The following is a 20,639-nucleotide window of genomic DNA, read 5'->3' as shown; positions in this document are numbered from 1 at the left end:
TCTCCGGGCGGAACGGAGCGCCGGGGGCGGCCCGGCAGCCGCTCACTTTTCTTGCTTCGCCAAGAAAAGTAAGCAAAAGAAGGCGACCGCTACTGCCCCGCCCTCCTTCGGAGGGTCCCCGCATTGGCACCCACGAGAACGGGAAAAATAGAGTCGCTTCGCTCCCACTATTTTCCTGATCCGTTCTCGTGGGTGCCAACGCGGCGGGTCAGAAGCGGACAGCCGATCCGGCTCGCCTTCGGCTTCGCTGAGGGCTCGCTGGCGCTTCGGCTCTCTTCGATCCAACAAACTCCTTGGATCAGCCGTTCCAACTTCTGATTCACCAACATCACATCCCCCTCCGACAAAGCCGAAGGCGAGTCGGCCCATGGCGAGGCCGAAGGCGAGCCCGTATGGCTATTCCCCTTAGAGCCAGCCACCGCGGCGGAGCGAAAAGTGGACAAGAAAAATAGTGGGAGCGAAGCGACTCTATTTTTCCCACTTTTTGCTCCGCTGCGGTGGGGACCCTCCGCAGGAGGGCTGGCTCTCAGGGGTCGCCTTCTTTTGCTTACTTTTCTTGGCGAAGCAAGAAAAGTGAGCGGCTGCCGGGCCGCCCCCGGCGCTCCGTCCCGTCCGGAGAAAGATCAAAATTAAGCCAGGGCGCAGGAAGAACTTCCGTGCAGACTACCCAACCAAACCTAACCACCAACGAGTCAAACCACTCAAACCCCAGGATCCCGCACCTTCTCCACCTTATCGAATTCAACGTTGTAGAACTCATTCCCCCTAGCCTCAGCCTTGCGCATATACACGGTCTGCACAATATCCCGCGTCCCCGCATCAATGCTCACCGGCCCCCGCACACTCTCCCAGCTCATCCCCTTCATCGCCGCCAGCAACTTCTCACCATCGGCATCACCCCCCGTCTTCTTCAGCGACTCATACAGAAGATGCATACCGTCATAAGCCCCCACAGAATGGAAGTTGGCCCGCATCCCCTTATTGGCCTGCGCGATCCCCTCCACATACTCCTTGTTGGCCGCAGAAGCATGCGCCGCCGAATAATGATGACTGCTCACCACATCCTTGGCCGCCGCACCAATCCCGGCCATCAGATCATCATCCAGCACATCCCCGGTACAGATCAGCCGTATTCCCGCCGCCCCCAGCCCACGCTCGGTGAACTGCTTGAGCACCGCCGCCCCCTCACCCGAGGGCACGAAGACGAACAGCGCCTCCGGCCGTGCATCCTTCACCCGTTGCAGGAAGGGCGCATAGTCAGGATTGCGCAACGGCACCCGCACACTCTCCACCACCTTGCCACCTGCCTCACCGAAGGTCTTTACGAACACCTTCTCCGCATCCAGCCCCGGCCCATAATCCGACACGAAGGTCACCACGCTCTTGATCCCGTTCTTCGCCGCCCATGACGCCAGCGGTGACGTCACCTGCGCCAGCGTGAAACCCGTGCGCACGATATAAGGTGAACGCTGCACGATGATGGAGGTAGCCGCAGCCGTCACGATCATCGGCACCTTGGCCTGGGTCGCGATGGGCGCAGCCGCCAGCGCCAGCGGCGTCAGGCCGAAGCCCATCAGGACTTGCACCTTGTCACGCGCCACCAGCTCCTGCGCCAGCCGCTTGGTGACGTCGGGCGAGACACCGCCATCATCCTTGAGCAGGATGTCCACCTTGCGCCCGGCCACACTGTCACCATTCTTCTGCTGGTACAGCTTCACCGCCGCTTCGATCTGCCGACCCGTCGAGGCGAATGGCCCGGACATCGGCACGATCAGGCCAACCTTAATCGGGTCGGCAGCCCGCGCCACCAGGGGCAGGCCAGTCGCGCTCAGTGCTGCGCCGGCCAGCATCAATTGGCGACGCCTTGCATCGATCATTTCGCTCATCGTGTCTCCTCTCCAAAGGTGTAATTATTTAAAGATCCAGCACCAGCAATGCGCTCTTTGCGCGGGAACAGCAAGGGGTGAACTGATCATTGGCAGCGCGCTCCTCATCGGTCAGGTAATGATCGCGATGATCGGGCTCACCCTCCAGTACGCGAGTGAGGCAGGTGCCACAGATGCCCTGCTCGCACGACACCGGCACATCGACGCCATGTTCTGCCAGCACCTGGATCACCGTGCGCCCGGGCGGGATGGCATAGACCTGGCCGCTGCGGGCCAGCTTCACGTCGAAGGCGGCGTTGCCATCGGCCTGCACCGGTGCTGCGCCGAAATACTCGAAGTGCAACTGTGACTCCGGCCAGCCGCGCCTGCGGGCCGTCTCCAGCACGTGTGCAATGAAGCCGGTGGGGCCGCAGACATAGAGACGGGTGGCGGGATCGGTCCTGGACAGCAAGGCGTCGAGATCAAGTTTCTGATCGGCCTCGCCATCGTCGTAGTGATGCACGACGCGATCGGCGAACGTCGAAGCGGCAATGCGCTCGCGAAATGCCTGGCGCACCGGAGAGCGCGCACAGTAGTGCAGCTCGAACGAATCCCCAGCGGTGGCCAAAGCCTCGGCCATGCAGAGGATGGGGGTGACCCCGATGCCGCCGGCCAGCAGCAGGCTGTGCGGCGCCGGCTGCAATGCGAACTGGTTGCGCGGTGCGCTGATGGTGATGAGGTCGCCCACCTTCAGCGCATCATGCACGGCCAGCGAACCGCCACGCGACTGCGGATCGCGCAGAACACCGATCTGGTAACGGTGCCGTTCGTGCGGCGCATTGCACAGCGAATACTGGCGCAGCAAGCCGCCCGGCAGATGCACATCGATATGCGCCCCGGCTGCAAACTCCGGCAGCGGCCCACCATCGACGGCCACCAGCTCCAGGCCGATGATGCCCTCGGCCTCTTCGCGACGTGCGGCGACCTTGACCTGCAATGTCGTCATGCTGCCCCCTTATGCCGCTGTGGCCTTGCCGGCCTCGGCGTCGCGGGCCAGCCACTTGTCGAGGATCTTGCGCGACTGCACGCCGCCGGCATCGATGTTCAAGGCTAGCAGGCGCCGCTCGGGATATTTCAGCAGGTTGGCCTGCTGCAGTTCCAGCATCTCGCGGTCCTCGCCGAAGATCTTGCCCTGGCCGTCACGAATGGTGGCTGTCAGTTCCTGATCATCGGGACGGAAATGACGTGCCATGCCCCAGAAGTACCAGTGCGAGGTCTCGGTCTCGGGCGTGATGAAATCCACCACGATGCTGGAAGCCTTGTGCTGCGGCGGCGCCTCGTAGCCGCCATGGCCGGCATGGGCCACGCCGACTTCGATCATGACGTGGCTGGGCGGGGTGAAGCGACAGACCTGCCAGCGATCCACCGGCACATCATCGGCCAGGCCATTGCCGCGCAAAGCCATACGCCAGAACGGCGGCGCCATGATGTTTTCCATGTAGCGACTGGTGATCACCTGCTCGCCTTCGACGCGGGTGTTCACGGGGGCCTCGTCGATTTCCTTCTGACCGATGCTGGAGGCATGCACATAGGTCTCGTGCGTGAGGTCCATCAGGTTGTCGATCATCAGCCGGTAATCGCAGTTGATGTGATAGAGGCCACCACCGTAGGCCCACTCCGGGTTATCTGCCCATTCGAGATGATGGATCAGGGCCGGGTCGGCCTGCTCCTTCTCGCCCGGCCAGACCCAGATGAAGCCATAGCGCTCCACCACCGCAAAGCTGCGGATGCACGGGAAGCCACGCACCCGCTGGCCAGGCATGCTGATGGGCTTGCCATCGCATCCCATCTCCAGGCCGTGATAGCCACACACCAGCTGGCCATCGCGCACGAACCCCAGGGACAGCGGTGCACCACGATGCGGGCAGAAATCCTCAACCGCCGCGACCTTGCCTTCGGCGCCACGATAGAACACGATCTTCTCGCCGCAGATCTGGCGGCCCAGCGGCTTGCTGGCAATTTCGTCGGGGGTACAGGCAACGTACCAGGCATTCTTGGGGAACATGACGGTCTCCTCTCGGGTGAATTCCTCAATCTGCGCGCAGCACGGACGGCCGGCGCCATGATCAGTCTTGGGTCTCTTGCTTGTTAGTTGATCCGCAGGTCTGTTGATTCTGTCGATTCTGTTGATCCAGATCCTGTGGGGTCTCCTGCTTTTTTGTTTTAATATTCAGTACACTGAATGTATGAGAAAAGTATCCGCCAATCCGCTGCGCAAGTAAACTCACTGACGGAGTTTTTTCGTTGCGCGTTGCATCAATTGATTGAGGGAAAGCGGGGGCCTGCCCTACACTGCCGCTCACCTCGTCGCCCTGCCGATCCGAACTGCGAGCCACGGCTCATCGACTGCCCACACCATGTCCACCACACCGCACCCCGACCAAGAAAGCCAGCTGATCGACCTGTACGAACACCCCGGTCACCTGTTGCGGCGCGCCCAGCAGATTTCGGTCTCGATCTTCCATGACGAGATCGGCGGCGTGGTCACGCCGGTGCAATACGCCATCCTGCGCATGCTCTCCAACCATCCCGGCATCGATCAGGTGACGCTGTCCGGGCTGGTGGCCATCGACACGTCCACCGGTGCCACCGTCTGTGCGCGGCTGGAAGAAAAAGGTCTGCTGGTGCGCGAAGTGATTCCACACAACCGCCGCCAGCGCGCCCTGCGCATCACGCCGGCGGGCGAGGCCCTGCTGCAGGAACTGATTCCCGGGCTGCAGCGGCTGCGCAAGCGTATCCTGGCGCCGCTGGATGACGCGGAAAAGGCGCAGTTCATGCTGCTGCTGGACAAGCTGGTGCACGAGAACAATCCCCACAGCCGCGCCCCGCTGGCCAAGTTGCGTCACGAGAGCTGCGACGAGGACTAAGCTCGCTCCCTACTCGCTACATGCCCGTCGGAAACAGCGCCGTCGTCAGGCTGCGCAGCCAGGCGTTGCCGCCATCCTTGTGGTACTTGCGATGCCAGTGCTGCTTGAGGTCCAGGGATGGCATCTCGAAACCGGGCTCCACCAGCCGGATGTTGGCAAAGCGTGCCACAAACTCGCCGAAGGCACGCGGGACAGTGGCAATCAGGTCGGAGGTGGCAATCAACAGCGGGATGGACATGAAATGGGAAGTCGACAGGACTACCCGACGCCTGATCTTGCGACGTAGCAGGAAACGCTCGCACATGGGTTCGTCACGGCCTTCGGCATTGATGACGATATGCCCCATGGCAAGGAACTGATCCAGACTGATCTCCTGCGCCAGCAGCGGATGTTCGGCGCGCAGCAGGCAGACGAAGTCGTGCGAGAACAGCCGTTGCTGGAAGAAGTTACGGTTTTTCAAGTCGGGAAAATAACCAATGGCCAGGTCCACCTCACCGCTTTCCAGCGCCACGACCAGCGCCTCGGGCGACATCGTCACCGTCTCCACGGAGGCATGCGGAGCCTCGTCGCGAACCCGCTGCAGCAACCTCGGCAACAACATCAGCTCACCGATATCCGACAGCGCCAGCACGAAGCGCTTGGTGGTCGTGGCCGGCGTGAATTGTTCGCTAGCCAGCACTTCGGCATGGACCCGCTGCAGGATTTCGCGGGTGGGATCGATCAGGGTGCAGGCGCGCGGTGTCGGCTGCATGCCGCGCCCGGTCTTCACGAATAGCGGATCGCCCAGTGCGCTGCGCAGTTTGTTGAGCGCCATGCTCACGGCAGGCTGACTCATATCGAGCTTCCTCGCAGCCGCGCTGACGCTACGCTCCTCGAAGATTGCCAAGGCGATCGGCAATAGATTCAGATCGAAATTGGCCATTCTCCCCTCCCATTTCCCACATGAAAGATGCCGAACATACAGCGCCTGAAAATAGTTACCAATTCCAATGTCGAATAAACGTTATTCGTAATTAACGGATTCTCAAATAAAGTCAGAACGGTATGATTACGCGACGATAGTTTCCGCACGGACATACCCCGTCCACAACATGCTCAAGAAGATCAATGTCGCGGAGCTGGTCCTCGGGATGTACTTTTGCGGCTTTGACGCCGGCTGGCTCAATCATCCGTTCTGGAAGACCCGCTTCCTGCTCAAGCACGAGAACGACCTGGAACAGGCCCGCACCAGTGGCATCGCCTATTGCTGGATCGATATTTCGCGTGGTCGGGATGTGATGGCGGTTGCCGAAGATGATCGGATGTCGGTGCCGTCAGAGGCCGCCCGGAGCGACGGTGATGATGACGCCGCCCTGGCTGTCGATACCACCGTTACCGGGACGGCCGACGACCCGGCCCTGGAACAGGCCATCGCCCTGCGCGAGCATGCGCGGGAGGTCACCCGTAGCATGTTCACCGCAGCCCGCATGGGCAGGGTGGTGGCACTACCGCAATGCGTGGACCTGGTAGAAGAGATCGCCTGCTCGGTGCTGCGCGATCCGACCGGCCTGCTCAGCGTACTGCGCCTCAAACTCAACGATGAGTACACCTACCTGCACTCGGTGGCGGTGTGCGCGCTGATGGTGGCCCTGGGCAGGACGCTGGGATTGAGCGAGTCAGCCTGTCGCGAGGCAGGGCTGTGCGGTTATCTGCATGACGTGGGCAAGGCTTTTATCGACGATAACATCCTCAACAAGCCCGGCAAGCTCAGCGACGAGGAATTCGCCTTGATCAAGCGGCATCCGGAACTGGGGTACCAATACCTGATCCAGAACCCGGACATGCCCGCCTATGCCTGCGAGGTCTGCCTGCATCACCATGAAAGGCTGGACGGGCGGGGGTATCCCGATGCCTTGCCAGCCGACGCAATCACCCAGTACACCCGGATGACGGCGATCTGCGATGTCTATGACGCGCTGACCTCGGAGCGTCCCTACAAACAGGGTTGGGACCCGGCCGATGCGCTGTACCAGATGGCCAGCTGGGAAGGGCATTTCGATCGCCGCTTATTGCTGGCTTTCGTCAAGACCCTGGGCATCTATCCCGTAGGTTCGCTGGTACGACTGGAGTCGGGACTGGCGGGGCGGGTGATCCGCCAGAATCCTGCCGACCTGACACGCCCGGTCGTGAAGGTCTTGCATGCGCGGGAAGAACACGACATCGGCAGCAACGGCGTGCTCGACCTGATGGCCTGGCCGCGAACGGACGGCATCGTGCAACGCGGCCAGGATGCGAACCCTGCCAGCTGATATCCGGGGACTCAGTTCAGGCCACTGCGACCAGGCGGTCCAGCTTCTCGCCGTCGTCGAGCAGGCTCTGGCTGTCGGAGGCATGCACGATACGCCCACGATCCAGCACGATGGCACGCTGCGTGAGCGAGAGCGCCATGCGGGCATGCTGTTCCACCACGATCACCGACATGCCCTCCTCGCTGACCAGGCGACGGATCACCTTGAGCAGTTCCTGCACGATGATCGGGGCCAGGCCTTCCATCGGTTCATCCAGCAACAGGATGCTGGGGCTGACCATGAGAGCGCGGGCGATGGCCAGCATCTGCTGCTCGCCACCGGAGAGCTGGTTGCCCATGTTGTTGCGGCGTTCATGCAGGCGCGGGAAGATCTGGTAGATCTTTTTCAGGTCCCACTGGCCACCGCGTTCGACCACGGTGAGATGTTCTTCCACCGACAGCGAGGGGAACATGAAACGTTCCTGCGGCACCCACCCCAGGCCCGCATGGGCGCGCTTGTGTGTCGGCACGCGCACGATGTCGCCACCGCGCCAGCGGATGCTGCCGCCATGCATGCGGGTCAGGCCCATCAGGGTGATCAGCAGGCTGGTCTTGCCCACCCCGTTGCGCCCCAGCAGGGCCAGGCTCTCGCCTTCGTTCATCGCGAAGGACACGTCTTCCAGCACGATGGATTCGCCATACCCGGCCGTCACTTTCTCCAGCGTCAGCAGTTCACGCATGTTCGGCCTCCCCCAGATAGACTTCCCTGACCCGCTGGTCGGCGGCGATCTCGGCCGGCGTTCCCTCCACCAGCACCTTGCCGCCCACCAGCACGGTGATGCGCTCGGCGAAGCGGAACACCAGTCCCATGTCATGCTCGATGAAGACGATGGTGACCTCACGTGGCAATTGGGCGATGACCTCGAAGAGTTCGCGACTCTCGGCAGAAGGAATGCCGGCTGCCGGTTCATCCAGCAGCAATACCTTGGGCCGGGTGGCCAGGGCCAGCGCGATTTCGACCAGGCGCTGCCTGCCGTAGGCCAGGCTGCGGGTCAGGGTGTTGGCATCCTGTTCCAGTTTCAGGGACGTCAGCAGGGCCATGGCTTCGTCCACCACTTCGGTCTGACTGGCCACGGTCTGGTACCACTTGTATTGCATGCCGCGCCGTTCCTGGATCGCCAGTACCACCGACTCCAGCACGGTCAGGCCGGCGAACAGGGTATTGATCTGGAAGGTGCGCGTCATGCCGCGCTTGACGCGTTCGTGCTGCGGCAGGGCCGTGATGTCTTCGCCACCGAACCAGACCTTGCCGCTGCTGGGGGCAAAGCCGCCGGTGAGCAGGTTGATGAAGGTGGTCTTGCCGGCACCGTTGGGGCCGATCAGCGCATGGCGCGCCCCGGGAGCGAAACTGAGCGAGACATCGCTGTTGGCAACGAAACTGCCCCAGCGCTTGGTCAGGCCCTCGGTACGCAGGGTCGTGTCGCCGGTGGATGGATGCGAGCTCATGCGCGGCCTCCCTTGAAGAATTTGTCACGCAGCACGGCCAGGCCGCCCAGCAAGCCACCACGGGCGAACAGCACGATCACGATCAGCAGCAGGCCGATCCAGAATTGCCAGTAGGCCGGATTGAGCCCGGACAGATAATCCTGCGCCAGCATGTAGACCAGCGCACCGACCAGGCCACCATACAGGCGACCGGTACCGCCCAGCACCAGGATGATCAGCAGTTCGGCCGAGCGCGGAAAACCCAGCACATCCAGGCCCACGAACTGCGTGGTCTGCGCCAGCAGCGCACCGGCCACGCCGGCCACCGCAGCGGCGACGGTGAAGATCACCACCAGCCGGCGGCTGACGTCGGCCCCGATGGCCGGCATGCGGCGCCCCCCTTCGCGGATGCCTCTGAGGCCCAGACCGAACGGTGAATTGACCAGCCGCCGCAGTACCACGAACAGGACCAGCAGCACCGAGAAGCTGTACACATAGGCCACGCGTCCGTTGAGGTCGAACTCGAAGACACCGAAGATCTTGCTCATCACCATGCCCGACAATCCATCGACACCGCCGGTGATGAAGGCCGCCTTGTTGGCCGCCTCGAACAGCATCAGGCCAATGCCCAGCGTCACCATCAGGCGGGTCAGGTCGGCCCCGCGCACCACCAGGAAGCTCACCAGGAAGCCGGCGATGGCGGCCACCACGGCAGCCAGCAGCAGGCCCGTGATCGGCTCGCCCCAGCCGTGCACGGCCAGCAGGCCGGCCGTGTAGGCGCCCAGCCCGAAGAAGGCGGCGTGGCCCAGTGAGACGATGCCGGCGTAGCCGAGGATGAGGTCCAGCGAGACCGCGAACAGGCCCACGATCATGATCTGGCTGATCAGCACCAGATAATCAGGGAAGACGAAATAGGCAGCTACCGGCAAGAGCCAGAACACGATTTCCAGCGGCGTCCAGCGGTCATTGGGCAGGTGCAGGGCAGGCTTCATGGTCGGCTTTCCCGGGCTGGCGGCGGAGGCGGCGGAGGTGGAGGTAGGGCTCACGATACTCATCCGCGCCTCCGCATCAGTCCGGCCGGGAACAGGATCAGCAGCAATACCATCAGGCCATAGATGACGAAGGCGCCGATCTCCGGCACATAGTATTTGCCGGCCACGTCGAACACGCCCAGGATGATGGCCGCCAGCAGCGGCCCCTTGATGGTGCCGGCACCACCGACAGCCACCACCAGCAGGAAATAGACCATGTACTTGACCGGGAAGGTCGGGTCCAGCCCGAGCACGTCGATGCCCAGACCGCCGCCGAGACCGGCCAGGCCCGAACCAAGCGCGAAGGTCAGGCTGAATACGCGACTGACGTTGATGCCCAGGCCGGCGGCGGCCACCTGGTTATCCACCGAGGCCCGGATCTGTGCGCCAAAGCGGGTGCGTTCGATCAACAGGCCCAGGGCCAGCGTAACAATCACCACCACGCCAATCAGGAAGACGCGATAGGCGCCCACATCCAGTCCGAACAAGGAGACCTGGCCACGTAACCAGTCCGGCAGCACCACCGGTTGCTGGGTCGGTCCCCACTGCCAGGTGGCGCCGGCCACGGCCATGAAGGTCAGGCCGATGGAGAACAGCACCTGGTCCAGGTGGCTGGCCTTGTAGAGACGGCGGTAAAGGGAGCGTTCCAGCACCAGTCCGACCACGGCAGCCGCCAGGAAGGCCAGTGGCAAGGTCGCGAGGAAGGGGACACCCATGCGGTTGAGCAGGCTCACGCAGACATAGCCGCCCAGCATGGCGAAGGCGCCGTGCGCCAGATTGATGAAGTTCATCATGCCCATCGTTACCGACAGGCCGACGCTGATGAGGAATAGCAGGCTGCCGTAGGCAATACCATCGAAGAGCACACCAAGGAAGTTGCCTAGCATGGCGCAGCTCCCCGATGACGGTGCGTAGGCGCGGCCGCACGCGGCGCGCAATCATGATGTCGATGCATGATGCGTTGTGTCTCCTATTCTGGCCTGCGGCTCTGTTTGGTGGCCGCTTGGTGATGGGATGGTGCTTTTTTCTATTGTGCTGCTTTTTCCTCTATGCCTGCCTGATCAATTTTCAGGATCGCATCAACCATCTTCATGCTTGGTCGAACGATGGGGATGGTGCAGCCAGGTGCATCGCCGCGCCATCCCGCTGTCATCACACGCGTTCGATCACCATGGCGATGCCCTGCCCCACGCCGATGCACATGGTGCACAGCGCGTAGCGGCCACCGCTGCGTTCCAGCTGGTAGAGGGCGGTGGTCACCAGGCGGGCGCCGCTCATGCCCAGCGGATGACCCAGCGCAATCGCGCCGCCATTGGGATTGACCCGCGCATCGTCGTCAGCCACGCCCAGCTCGCGCAGCACGGCTAGGCCTTGCGAGGCAAAGGCTTCGTTCAGTTCGATCACATCCATCTGGTCGATGCGCATGCCCAGTTGCGCCAGCAGCTTCTTGCTGGCCGGGGCCGGCCCCATGCCCATGATGCGCGGTGCGACACCGGCGGTGGCCATGCCCAGGATGCGGGCACGTGGCTTGAGCCGGTGCTGCTCGACCGCCTCGGCACTGGCCAGCAGCAAAGCGCAGGCGCCGTCGTTGACACCCGATGCATTGCCGGCGGTGACCGTGCCATCGGGCTTGACCACGCCCTTCAGGCGGGCCAGCGCTTCCATGCTGGTAGCACGCGGATGCTCATCCTGCGTCACGGTGACGGGGTCGCCCTTCTTCTGCGGGATCACCACCGGCACGATCTCCTGCGCCAGGTTACCGTTGGCCTGCGCGGCGGCGGCCTTGGCCTGGCTGCGCACGGCGAACTGGTCCTGGTCCTCGCGGCTGACCTTGTAGTCGACCGCGACGTTCTCGGCCGTCTCGGGCATGGCATCCACACCATATTTCTGCTTCATCAAGGCATTGACGAAGCGCCATCCGATGGTGGTGTCCTGGATCGCGGCCTGGCGCGAGAAGGCGCTATCGGCCTTGCCCATCACGAAGGGAGCGCGGGTCATCGATTCGACACCGCCGGCGATCATCAACCGGGTCTCGCCGGACTTGATGGCGCGCGCGGCGGTCCCCAGGGCGTCCATGCCCGAACCGCACAGGCGGTTGATGGTGCTGCCCGGCACTTCCTGCGGCAGACCGGCCAGCAGCAGCGACATGCGGGCGACGTTGCGGTTGTCTTCGCCGGCCTGGTTGGCGCAGCCGAAGATGACGTCATCGACCCCGCTCCAGTCCACCTGCGGATTGCGCTCCATCAGCGCACGCAGCGGTACCGCGCCCAGATCGTCGGCACGCACGTCCTTGAGCGCGCCGCCGTAGCGGCCGATGGGGGTGCGGATGGCGTCACAGATAAATACGTCTTTCATGCATTCCTCGCAGCGAAAATTGGGGTGATTCGAACGGATTCAGGCTGCCGGGCGCAGCGGTGCACCGGTCAGCTCCTGCAGTTGTTCGAAGGACAGGCCCTCGACGATCTCGCGCACCTGCAGTCCCTGCGGGGTGACGTCGATGACGGCCAGGTCGGTGTAAATGCGGTTGACGCAGCCGATGCCGGTGAGCGGATAGGCGCAGGCCTGGACCAGCTTGCTTTCGCCGGTCTTGGTCTGGTGATCCATCATCACGAACACCTGCTTGGCGCCGATGGCCAGGTCCATCGCTCCGCCCACGGCGGGGATGGCGTCCGGCGCGCCGGTATGCCAGTTGGCCAGGTCACCCGTGGCCGACACCTGGAAGGCGCCCAGCACGCAGATGTCGAGGTGGCCGCCCCGCATCATGGCAAACGAATCGGCATGGTGGAAGTAGGCACCACCGGTCAGCAGCGTCACCGGCTGCTTGCCGGCATTGATGAGGTCTTCATCTTCCTCGCCGGGCGCCGGGGCCGGGCCCATGCCGAGCACGCCATTTTCGCTGTGCAGGAAGATTTCCTTGTCGGCCGGCAGGTAGTTGGCGACCTTGGTGGGCAGGCCGATACCCAGGTTCACGTAGGCGCCTTCAGGAATGTCCTGGGCCACGCGCGCGGCGATCTGTTCACGGGTAAAGCGATTCATTGCTGTGCCTCCTTGGTTTGCACGATCCGCTGCACGAAGATGCCGGGAGTGATGATGTTTTCCGGATCGAGCTGACCCAGTTCCACCACCTCGCTGACCTGGGCGATGGTGCATTTGGCGGCCATGGCCATGATCGGACCGAAGTTGCGGGCGGTCTTGCGATACACCAGGTTACCCCAGCGGTCGCCACGCAGCGCCTTGATGAGCGCGAAGTCGGCGTGGATCGGCGACTCCAGCACATAGTGGCGGCCATTGATCTCGCGGGTCTCCTTGCCTTCTGCCAGCATGGTGCCGTAGCCGGTGGGGCTGAAGAAACCGCCGATGCCGGCACCGGCGGCACGGATGCGCTCGGCCAGGTTGCCTTGCGGCGTCAGTTCCAGTTCGATCTCGCCGGCGCGGTAGAGCGCATCGAAGACATGGGAATCGGTCTGGCGCGGGAAGGAACAGATGATCTTCTTCACCCGCTTGGTCTTGAGCAGCGCGGCCAGGCCGGTGTCGCCGTTGCCGGCATTGTTGTTGACGATGGTCAGGTCGCGCGCGCCCTGGGCGATCAGCGCATCGATCAGGGCCGATGGCATGCCGGCATTGCCGAAGCCGCCGATCATGATGGTGGCGCCATCATGGATGTCGGCCACCGCCTGCTCCAGGGAGTCAGAAATTTTATTGATCACGTTGCTCTCACTTTAGATGCGGCGCCTGAGGCTGCGCCTGCTGGATATCCCGCCATCCGGTTTGCCACGATGCAGCCGGGCGGGCACGTTGCACGGGCTCGTCTCGGTCGGCGTTTGCGGACATTTGAGGGTGGTTGCCGGACTGACTTCGGACTGACTTTTCCAGCACTCAAATGTTCGATCACCGAACTAATGTTTGATTTTCGCACAAAAAGAGTTTAGCGATCCGGCTTGACGGCCGTCAAGAAAAACCGGCAGGATGTGTTCGCTTGCCGCACAAAACGTTAAAATCCGGACGCAATCGGCGCTATCGAAAATCCGAGTCGTCCTGAACCATCCGCCCAGAGAGCCCATCAGAGCCCATGTCCACTGCACCTGCCGCCAAGACCCGCAAGACTGCCGCCAAAAGCGGCACCACAGCTGCCCCCACTGTCGATACCAAGGCTGGCAGGAGCAGCCGGGCGATGAGCAAGAAAGTCGCTGTCGCCCCGACTGCCGCGACCGAGATGGAACGCGAGCTGACCATCGCCGAGGAAATCGAGGCCTTGACCGATCCCAGCTTCATGACCTCATTGGCACGTGGCCTGGCGGTGATCCGCGCCTTCAGCGATTCCCGACGCAGCCTGACCATCGCCCAGATCAGCCAGAAGACCGGTATTCCGCGTGCGGCAGTGCGACGCTGCCTGCACACCTTGAAGCAACTCGGCTACGCCGATTCGGACGTCAACAATTTCTCGCTGCGCCCCAAGATATTGACGCTGGGCTATTCCTATCTGTCCTCCACGCCGCTGACCGTTTCTGCACAGCCCTACCTGAACAACATCAGCCGTACCCTCGGCGAGTCCTGCTCGCTGGCTGTACTGGACGACAACGAAGTGCTCTACGTGGCCCGCTCGGCCACGTCGCGCGTCATGTCGGTGGCACTCAATACCGGCAGCCGGCTGCCGGCCTACTGTACCTCGCTCGGTCGCGCCATGCTGGCGCACCTGCCGGACGACCAGTTGAAGGCCTATTTCGACAAGGTCAAGCTGCGCGCCTTGACCGAGAAAACGGTGGTCTCGCAAAAACGCCTGCGTGACATCCTGGCCGGAGTACGTGAAAACGGTTACGCGGTCATCGATGAAGAACTGGAAGTGGGCCTGCGTTCCATTGCGGTTCCCGTGCGTGGCGCATCCGGCAACGTGCTGGCGGCCCTGAACGTGGGCGCGCAGGCCGCACGTGTATCGCGCCAGCAGATGGAAGAAGAGATCCTGCCGGTGCTGCTGCGCGGTGCGCAGGAACTGTCGGTCCTGCTGCCCTGAAAAAAACCGGCCCGGCCCCTCGTGCGGGGAGCCGGACCGAAGACAAAAACAGACCCTGTCTTTGTCGTGCCACGGATGTCGGCGCGCCCTCTCTGCCTGCGGGCGCGCCATCCTCCTCAAGAGCGTTCCAGCGACCTCACTCAGAAGGTGTGACGGATGCCCGACATCACCCCCAGCTGGTTCTTGCCCGCCCCCACGGTGCCACCTGCATCGATGGCCACCGCTGCAGTGCCGCCATTCTTGATGTAACCCAGCGAGGTGTACAGCGCGGTGCGCTTGGACAGGTTGTAGGTCAGACGTGCCACCGACAGCGTGACATCGTTGGGGCTGTTCTTCACCGACAGGCGCGACACCTGTGCATCCAGCACCAGGGCCACGGACAGCGGATAGCTCACGCCCAGGTAGTAGAGATCGGAATCGGTATTGACGTTGGCGGCCGCGCGCGTGCGGCGATCCACCACACCGCCGCCCAGCTTGACGTCACCGATCATGAAATAGCCGTTGAGCGTGATGCGCTGGTCGCTGTTGCTGCTGCTGGTGAGACCGCCGCTGGCACCGGTATTGCCATACAGGATGTCGTAGGAACTGGTCACGCCCCAGCCCTTGCCGTCATATCCCAGAAGACCGGTGACCTGGCGGCAGGCCTTGCTGTTGCCGGCCACTTCACCGGCGCAGTTGGTCGCTGCCGGTCCGCCGGTGGCCGAGGTGTCGCGACCGAAGCTGTAGGTCGCGCCGATGGTGAAGCCGCTGAAGCTGCCGAGGTAGCCGATGGCGTTGTCGCTACGGGCATTGGGCAGATAGGCATCGATGCTACCGATGGCGAAGATGTTGGGCCCCATGACGTCGGTCTTCAACTGCGACAGATAGGTCATGTTGACCTGGCGTCCCAGCATGATCTGGCCCCAGTCACCCTTCAGGCCGACGTAGGATTGACGGCCGAAAATGCGGTTGCCTTGTCCCATCGAACCCGTGTCTGGCGCGAAGCCGCTTTCCAGCACGAACATCGCCTGCAGGCCGCCGCCGAGGTCTTCCGTTCCCTTGAAGCCGATGCGTGAGGGGAAGCTGCCGGTCAGCGACGGCATCTTGAACACCGAATTGCCATTGGCGTTGGCATTGGTGGTGTAGACCACGCCGGTATCGACGATACCGTAGATGGTTACCGAACTCTGGGCCAGCGCCGAACCGGCCGTACCTGCACAAGCACACGCTGCCGCGGCCAGGGCCACTGCGCGCAAGGTCATTTTCTTTGTCATTGCGATCTCCTCCTGATTTCCATGAATGATGATTGGCCGGTCTGCTGCCGGAGTGCGCCGTCCTGCTGACGCTCTCCGACGATTCGCCGCTCGCCGGGCCGGGTCACTTCCAATACCGTCAGTCCCTCCGATGTTGCCGATATTGCGGGTGTTGCTCTTGCGAATTCTTCGATGCCACCGCGGCAAGCTGGCCAGGCGCGGGCGTAAAAATGCCCCTGCCCCATGGTCCAGGCCATCGGCATATTTACTGGCGGACACTATTTGTGTCGCCTCACAAAATACGAGCTGGTCGACGCCACCAAGCGGGCGTCGCAGAAAGATTCGTCTCGTTGCTTATTTTTTATAACTTTTATTGGCCGTTCGGTTACCGCACATCGGTTTGTTTACCGAACGGATGGTGCGATACTATTGTCGGCACCGAAGCTTTGTCAACAAGGCGAGCCGAGGAAGGGAAAACGATGCGTCGTCCGAGTGCAACAGTCGGACTGGCGATGAGACAATCACGACGGCACCAGAACCGCCTGCCCATCGCCCCCTCACCACAATCACAAAGGAGACTGAAAAATGACGTTCAAGAAAATTGCGTTGCTGGCCCTGCTGGCGACTTCCCAGCTCATGACGGGTGTCGCCGCGCAGGCCGAGGAAACCATCAAGGTCGGCCTGGTCGCGGCCTTCTCCGGCCCCTTCGCCGACTACGGCAAACAGATGGAGGGCGGCATCAAGGCGTGGATGGCGCAGCACGGCGATCAGGTCGCGGGCAAGAAGGTGCAGATCATCATCAAGGACACCACCGGTCCGGCGCCCGAGATCGCCAAGCGCCTGGCGCAGGAGCTGGTGGTGCGCGACAAGGTGGACTTCCTGGCCGGCTTCGGCCTCACGCCGGAAGCGCTGGCCGTGGCGCCGATTGCGGAGCAGGCCAAGAAACCGATGATCATCATGAACGCCGCCACCTCGGTCATCACCACCAAGTCCAACTACATCGCCCGCTTCTCGATGACGCTGCCGCAGGTGTCGGGCCCCATGGCGACCTGGGCGCTGAAGAACGGCATCAAGCGGGTGGTCACGCTGGTGGCCGATTACGGCCCGGGCATCGATGCCGAGACCGCCTTCAAGACCAACCTGCTGGGCGGCGGTGGCCAGGTACTGGAATCGATCCGGGTGCCGCTGCGCAATCCGGAGTTCGCGCCCTACATCCAGCGCATCAAGGACGCCAAGCCGGAGGCGGTGTTCATCTTCGTGCCGGCCGGCGAGCAGAGCATTGCGTTCATGAAGGGGTATCGTGAGCGCGGCCTGGCCGAGGCTGGCATCAAGGTGATTGCCACCGGTGACCTGACCGACGATCACGTCATGCCCGCCATGGGCGACGCCACGCTGGGCGTGATCACCACCTTCCACTATTCGGCCGCGCATGATTCACCGGAGAACAAGGATTTCCTGAAAAGCTTCGCCGCCGCCAATCCTGGTGCCGGCCGCCCCAACTTCATGGCCGTGGCGGCCTATGACGGCATGAATGCGATCTACGAGGTCAGCAAGAAGCTCAATGGCAAGATCGATGGCGACAAGGCCATGGCCATCCTCAAGACCATGAAGTTCATGAGCCCGCGTGGTCCGATCGCCATCGATCCGGCCACCCGCGACATCGTGCAGACGGTCTACGTGCGCAAGGTCGAAAAGATCGGCAACGAGGCCTACAACGTCGAGTTCGACAAGTTCGAGAACATGAAGGACACAGGAAAGTAAGCCTCACCACCCCCTCGGGAAACGCCGGTGATGCACTGCACACCGGCGTTTTTCTTTGGGCGTGCCCACGGCATGCAGGCTGGCGCTGCACCCCTCGCAAAAAACCGCGCCCCGGGACCGCAACGCAGCATCGATGCACGGGCGGGACACATAAAAATATGTTCGACTACCGCCCGGTTTTACGAATAACGCACCAGACACAACACAGATGGCGCTTGCTTTTGCATCCATCTTACTTATACTAAATAAACGTTATAACTTATAACTAATTTCAAAAACCCTACGGGCATGACCAGAGACAGCATGAACCAGCACAGCGACCTCCTCGACATCCAAGTTCACGGCGCCATCGCCGAGATCGCACTCAACCGCGCCGCCAAACGCAATGCACTCAACGACCCGCTGGTACGCGCCATCCGCGACTGCTTCGAGAATCTGCCGGAGGGCGTGAAGGTCGCCATCGTCCACGGCAAGGGCGAGCACTTCTGTGCCGGACTGGATCTGTCCGAACTGCGCACACGCGACACCAGCGAATCCATGCACCACTCGCGCATGTGGCATGCCGCTTTTGAACAGATCGGCTTCGGCCGGGTGCCGGTGATCGCCGTGCTGCACGGCGCAGTCATCGGTGGCGGCCTGGAGCTGGCAGCGGCCGCCCACATCCGGGTGGCCGAACCGAGCGCCTTCTACGGCCTGCCGGAAGGGCAGCGCGGTCTCTTCGTCGGTGGCGGCGGCTCGGTGCGCATCTCGCGTCTGATCGGTGTGGCACGGATGGCCGACATGATGCTGACCGGGCGCGTGCTGAACGCCGAAGAGGGTCACCAGGCCGGCATCTCGCAATACAGCGTGGCCGCCGGCGCCGGCCTGGACAAGGCGCGTGAGCTGGCCGAACGCATCGCCGGCAACGCGCCGATGACCAACTACGGCGTCATGCACGTACTGCCGCGCATCCACGACCAGTCGATCCAGGATGGCCTGATGACCGAATCCCTGATGGCGGCGGTGGCCGGCAGCGATCCGGATACCAAGGGTCGACTGGCAGCCTTCCTCGATCACAAGCAGAACAAGGTCAGGCCGGGCTGAGCACATACGACACAGCGGCCAGGGCAGGACCAGAAAGTCAGTAGTACAGCGCAGTACATAACAACCGGCACCCGACCACGATCGGGCGGCCAGACAACAGAGACAGGTATGAACACTCCACCTCGCTATCGCAGCGTCAGGTTCGGCATCGGCGGCGTTGACGTCGTCGCCGGCACTGACGGCACCTCCATCGTCAGGACGCGCCAGCCACTGCAGGACTATCCGGCGCGCCTGACCGACAAGCTGATCCACTGGGCCACGGTCGATCCCGAGCGCACCTACATGGCCCGCCGCGACCAGGACGGCCAATGGCGCCGCATCAGCTACGGCCAGGCCCTGCAGAGTGCGCGCCGCATCGGCCAGGCGCTGCTGCAGCGGGGATTGTCGGCCGAACGTCCGCTGCTGATCCTGTCCGAGAATGACCTGGAACATGCCATGCTGGTGCTGGGTTGCCATTACGCGGGCGTACCTTATGCACCGGTGTCGTCGGCGTATTCGCTGCTCTCCAAGGATTACGCCAAGCTGCGCCACGCGGTGCAGTTGCTCACGCCCGGCCTGATCTTCGCCGCCCATGGCGAGAAGTTCGCGGCTGCCGTCGCGGCAGTGGCGCCGGAGATCGAATTCGTGGTCACCGAAGCGCCGCCACCAGGGCGCGCATGCACGCTCTTCGCCGAGCTCGACGCCACCCGTGCCGGCGACGAGGTCGAACGTGCCTATGCCGCCACCGGGCCGGACACCATCGTCAAGTTCCTGTTCACTTCGGGCTCGACCAAGATGCCCAAGGCGGTGATCAACACCCAGCGCATGATGTGCAGCAACCTGCAGATGATCGTACAGACCTTCCCCTTCCTGGGCGAGGAGCCGCCCATCCTGATCGACTGGCTGCCCTGGAACCATACCTTCGGTGCCAACCATAACGTGGGCATCGTGCTCTACAACGGCGGCACCATGTACATCGATGAAGGCAAGCCGACCCCGCAAGGACTGGCCACCACCCTGGCCAATCTGCGCGAGATTGCACCCACCGTCTACTTCAACGTGCCGGTGGGCTGGGAAGGGATTGCCCATGCGCTGGAAAAGGACGAGGCCCTGCGCCACACCTTCTACAGCCGCCTGCGCATGCAGTTCTATGCCGGCGCGGCACTGGCGCAACCGGTGTGGGACAAGCTGCACGCCACCGCCGAGGCCACCTGCGGCGAGCGCATCGTGATGTCCTGCGGGCTGGGCATGACGGAGACGTCGCCCTCGGCCCTGTTCGTGGTGGATCACCAGGTCAAGGCGGGCCAGATCGGCATTCCCACGCCGGGCATGGAAATCAAGCTGGTCCCCAATGGCGACAAGATCGAAATCCGCTATCGCGGCCCCAATGTCACACCCGGCTACTGGCGCGCGCCGGAACAGACTGCCGAGGCCTTCGACGAGGAGGCTTACTTCCGCTCCGGCGACGCGGTGCGCTGGCTCGATGCGGCCCACCCGGATCGCGGCTTCATGTTCGACGGCCGGGTGGCGGAGGACTTCAAGCTCTACACCGGCACCTGGGTCAGCGTCGGTCCGCTGCGTGCACTGATCGCCCATGAGGGCGCGCCCTACCTGCAGGATGCCGTCATCACCGGCCAGGACCGCAACGAGGTCGGCATGCTGATCGTCCCCAACATCGAACGCTGCCGCCAACTGGCGCGCCTGCCGGCGGAAGCGTCGCGCGCCGAGGTCCTGTCAGCACCGGCCGTGCGCGGTTTTTTCCAGGGTGTGCTGGACCGCCTGCAGACGCATGCCACCGGCAGTTCCAATCGCGTGATGCGGGCACTGGTGCTGATTGACCCGCCCTCCTTCGACCGTGGCGAGATCACCGACAAGGGATCCATCAACCAGCGTTCGGTACTGACCCACCGCGCCGCGCTGGTCGAGGCGCTGTACGCCGGCACCGATCCGGACTTGCTGACGGCACAGGCCGCGCTCACAACCGCTCACTGAGGAAGCATCG

The 20,639-nt window shown here is 63.0% G+C and carries 18 protein-coding genes; 6 read left to right on the top strand and 12 right to left on the bottom strand.

Features of this window, described 5'->3' with window-relative positions; genetic code table 11:
• Positions 1-701: 701 nt before the first annotated feature.
• The 3 genes from I5R65_RS22580 to I5R65_RS22570 are packed head-to-tail and all read right to left on the bottom strand — an operon-like array spanning position 702 to position 3,930.
• Complete coding sequence (locus I5R65_RS22580; protein WP_180671178.1) at positions 702-1,886, bottom strand: ABC transporter substrate-binding protein; 1,185 nt, start codon at positions 1,884-1,886, stop codon at positions 702-704.
• Positions 1,887-1,914: 28 nt separating this feature from the next.
• A complete protein-coding gene (locus I5R65_RS22575; RefSeq protein WP_180671179.1) occupies positions 1,915-2,871 on the bottom strand; it encodes a PDR/VanB family oxidoreductase in 957 nt (318 codons plus the stop codon).
• A gap of 9 nt (positions 2,872-2,880) precedes the next feature.
• A complete protein-coding gene (locus I5R65_RS22570; RefSeq protein ID WP_180671180.1) occupies positions 2,881-3,930 on the bottom strand; it encodes an aromatic ring-hydroxylating dioxygenase subunit alpha in 1,050 nt (349 codons plus the stop codon).
• Between the two features lie 352 nt (positions 3,931-4,282).
• Between I5R65_RS22570 and I5R65_RS22565 the strand changes: the two genes are divergently transcribed.
• Entirely contained in the window at positions 4,283-4,792 is a 510-nt protein-coding gene (locus tag I5R65_RS22565; protein ID WP_180671181.1) for a MarR family winged helix-turn-helix transcriptional regulator, read from the top strand.
• Between the two features lie 16 nt (positions 4,793-4,808).
• On the opposite strand, the gene I5R65_RS22560 is transcribed toward I5R65_RS22565, so the two are convergent.
• Entirely contained in the window at positions 4,809-5,714 is a 906-nt protein-coding gene (locus I5R65_RS22560) for a LysR family transcriptional regulator (protein WP_180671182.1), read from the bottom strand.
• A 169-nt stretch (positions 5,715-5,883) separates the two neighbouring features.
• Here I5R65_RS22560 and I5R65_RS22555 point away from each other — a divergent pair, with 169 nt between their 5' ends.
• Positions 5,884-7,080: an HD-GYP domain-containing protein gene (locus I5R65_RS22555; protein WP_180671183.1), complete on the top strand. Its 1,197-nt coding sequence runs from the start codon at positions 5,884-5,886 to the stop codon at positions 7,078-7,080.
• Between the two features lie 16 nt (positions 7,081-7,096).
• Here I5R65_RS22555 and I5R65_RS22550 read toward each other — a convergent pair whose 3' ends face one another.
• From I5R65_RS22550 to I5R65_RS22520, 7 genes are all read right to left on the bottom strand, one after another.
• On the bottom strand, positions 7,097-7,798 hold the full coding sequence (locus I5R65_RS22550) for an ABC transporter ATP-binding protein (protein WP_180671184.1): 702 nt from the start codon (positions 7,796-7,798) through the stop codon (positions 7,097-7,099).
• A complete protein-coding gene (locus I5R65_RS22545) occupies positions 7,791-8,564 on the bottom strand; it encodes an ABC transporter ATP-binding protein (RefSeq protein ID WP_180671185.1) in 774 nt (257 codons plus the stop codon). Before I5R65_RS22545 ends, I5R65_RS22550 begins: the two co-directional genes overlap by 8 nt.
• The gene (locus tag I5R65_RS22540) at positions 8,561-9,598 is read right to left on the bottom strand and encodes a branched-chain amino acid ABC transporter permease (RefSeq protein WP_180671186.1); all 1,038 of its coding nucleotides are present in this window, start codon (positions 9,596-9,598) and stop codon (positions 8,561-8,563) included. The genes I5R65_RS22545 and I5R65_RS22540 overlap by 4 nt, the downstream gene beginning before the upstream one ends.
• Positions 9,595-10,461: a branched-chain amino acid ABC transporter permease gene (locus tag I5R65_RS22535; protein ID WP_180671187.1), complete on the bottom strand. Its 867-nt coding sequence runs from the start codon at positions 10,459-10,461 to the stop codon at positions 9,595-9,597. The genes I5R65_RS22540 and I5R65_RS22535 overlap by 4 nt, the downstream gene beginning before the upstream one ends.
• Before the next feature lie 265 nt (positions 10,462-10,726).
• Positions 10,727-11,929, bottom strand: a complete 1,203-nt coding sequence (gene pcaF, locus I5R65_RS22530) for a 3-oxoadipyl-CoA thiolase (RefSeq protein ID WP_180671188.1) — start codon at positions 11,927-11,929, stop codon at positions 10,727-10,729.
• Between the two features lie 39 nt (positions 11,930-11,968).
• Positions 11,969-12,610 carry a CoA transferase subunit B gene (locus I5R65_RS22525; RefSeq protein WP_006461652.1) on the bottom strand — a complete coding sequence of 214 codons (642 nt, stop codon included), beginning with the start codon at positions 12,608-12,610 and terminating at the stop codon, positions 11,969-11,971.
• A complete protein-coding gene (locus tag I5R65_RS22520; protein WP_006461651.1) occupies positions 12,607-13,281 on the bottom strand; it encodes a 3-oxoacid CoA-transferase subunit A in 675 nt (224 codons plus the stop codon). Before I5R65_RS22520 ends, I5R65_RS22525 begins: the two co-directional genes overlap by 4 nt.
• A gap of 362 nt (positions 13,282-13,643) precedes the next feature.
• Between I5R65_RS22520 and I5R65_RS22515 the strand changes: the two genes are divergently transcribed.
• Positions 13,644-14,582: an IclR family transcriptional regulator C-terminal domain-containing protein gene (locus I5R65_RS22515; protein ID WP_180671189.1), complete on the top strand. Its 939-nt coding sequence runs from the start codon at positions 13,644-13,646 to the stop codon at positions 14,580-14,582.
• A 140-nt stretch (positions 14,583-14,722) separates the two neighbouring features.
• Here I5R65_RS22515 and I5R65_RS22510 read toward each other — a convergent pair whose 3' ends face one another.
• The gene (locus tag I5R65_RS22510; protein ID WP_180671190.1) at positions 14,723-15,835 is read right to left on the bottom strand and encodes a porin; all 1,113 of its coding nucleotides are present in this window, start codon (positions 15,833-15,835) and stop codon (positions 14,723-14,725) included.
• 564 nt (positions 15,836-16,399) lie between these two features.
• On the opposite strand from I5R65_RS22510, the gene I5R65_RS22505 reads away from it, so the two are divergent.
• The 3 genes from I5R65_RS22505 to I5R65_RS22495 all read left to right on the top strand — a co-directional run bounded on the left by I5R65_RS22505 (position 16,400) and on the right by I5R65_RS22495 (position 20,629).
• Complete coding sequence (locus I5R65_RS22505) at positions 16,400-17,575, top strand: ABC transporter substrate-binding protein (RefSeq protein ID WP_180671191.1); 1,176 nt, start codon at positions 16,400-16,402, stop codon at positions 17,573-17,575.
• 303 nt (positions 17,576-17,878) lie between these two features.
• On the top strand, positions 17,879-18,658 hold the full coding sequence (locus I5R65_RS22500; protein WP_180671192.1) for a crotonase/enoyl-CoA hydratase family protein: 780 nt from the start codon (positions 17,879-17,881) through the stop codon (positions 18,656-18,658).
• A 108-nt stretch (positions 18,659-18,766) separates the two neighbouring features.
• Entirely contained in the window at positions 18,767-20,629 is a 1,863-nt protein-coding gene (locus I5R65_RS22495) for a feruloyl-CoA synthase (RefSeq protein WP_180671193.1), read from the top strand.
• Positions 20,630-20,639: the final 10 nt, after the last annotated feature.

Source organism: Herbaspirillum sp. AP02 (assembly GCF_015767275.1).
GTDB lineage: Bacteria > Pseudomonadota > Gammaproteobacteria > Burkholderiales > Burkholderiaceae_D > Herbaspirillum.
Note: the sequence above shows the minus strand (reverse complement) of the source record. Positions and strands in the feature narration are given on the sequence as shown.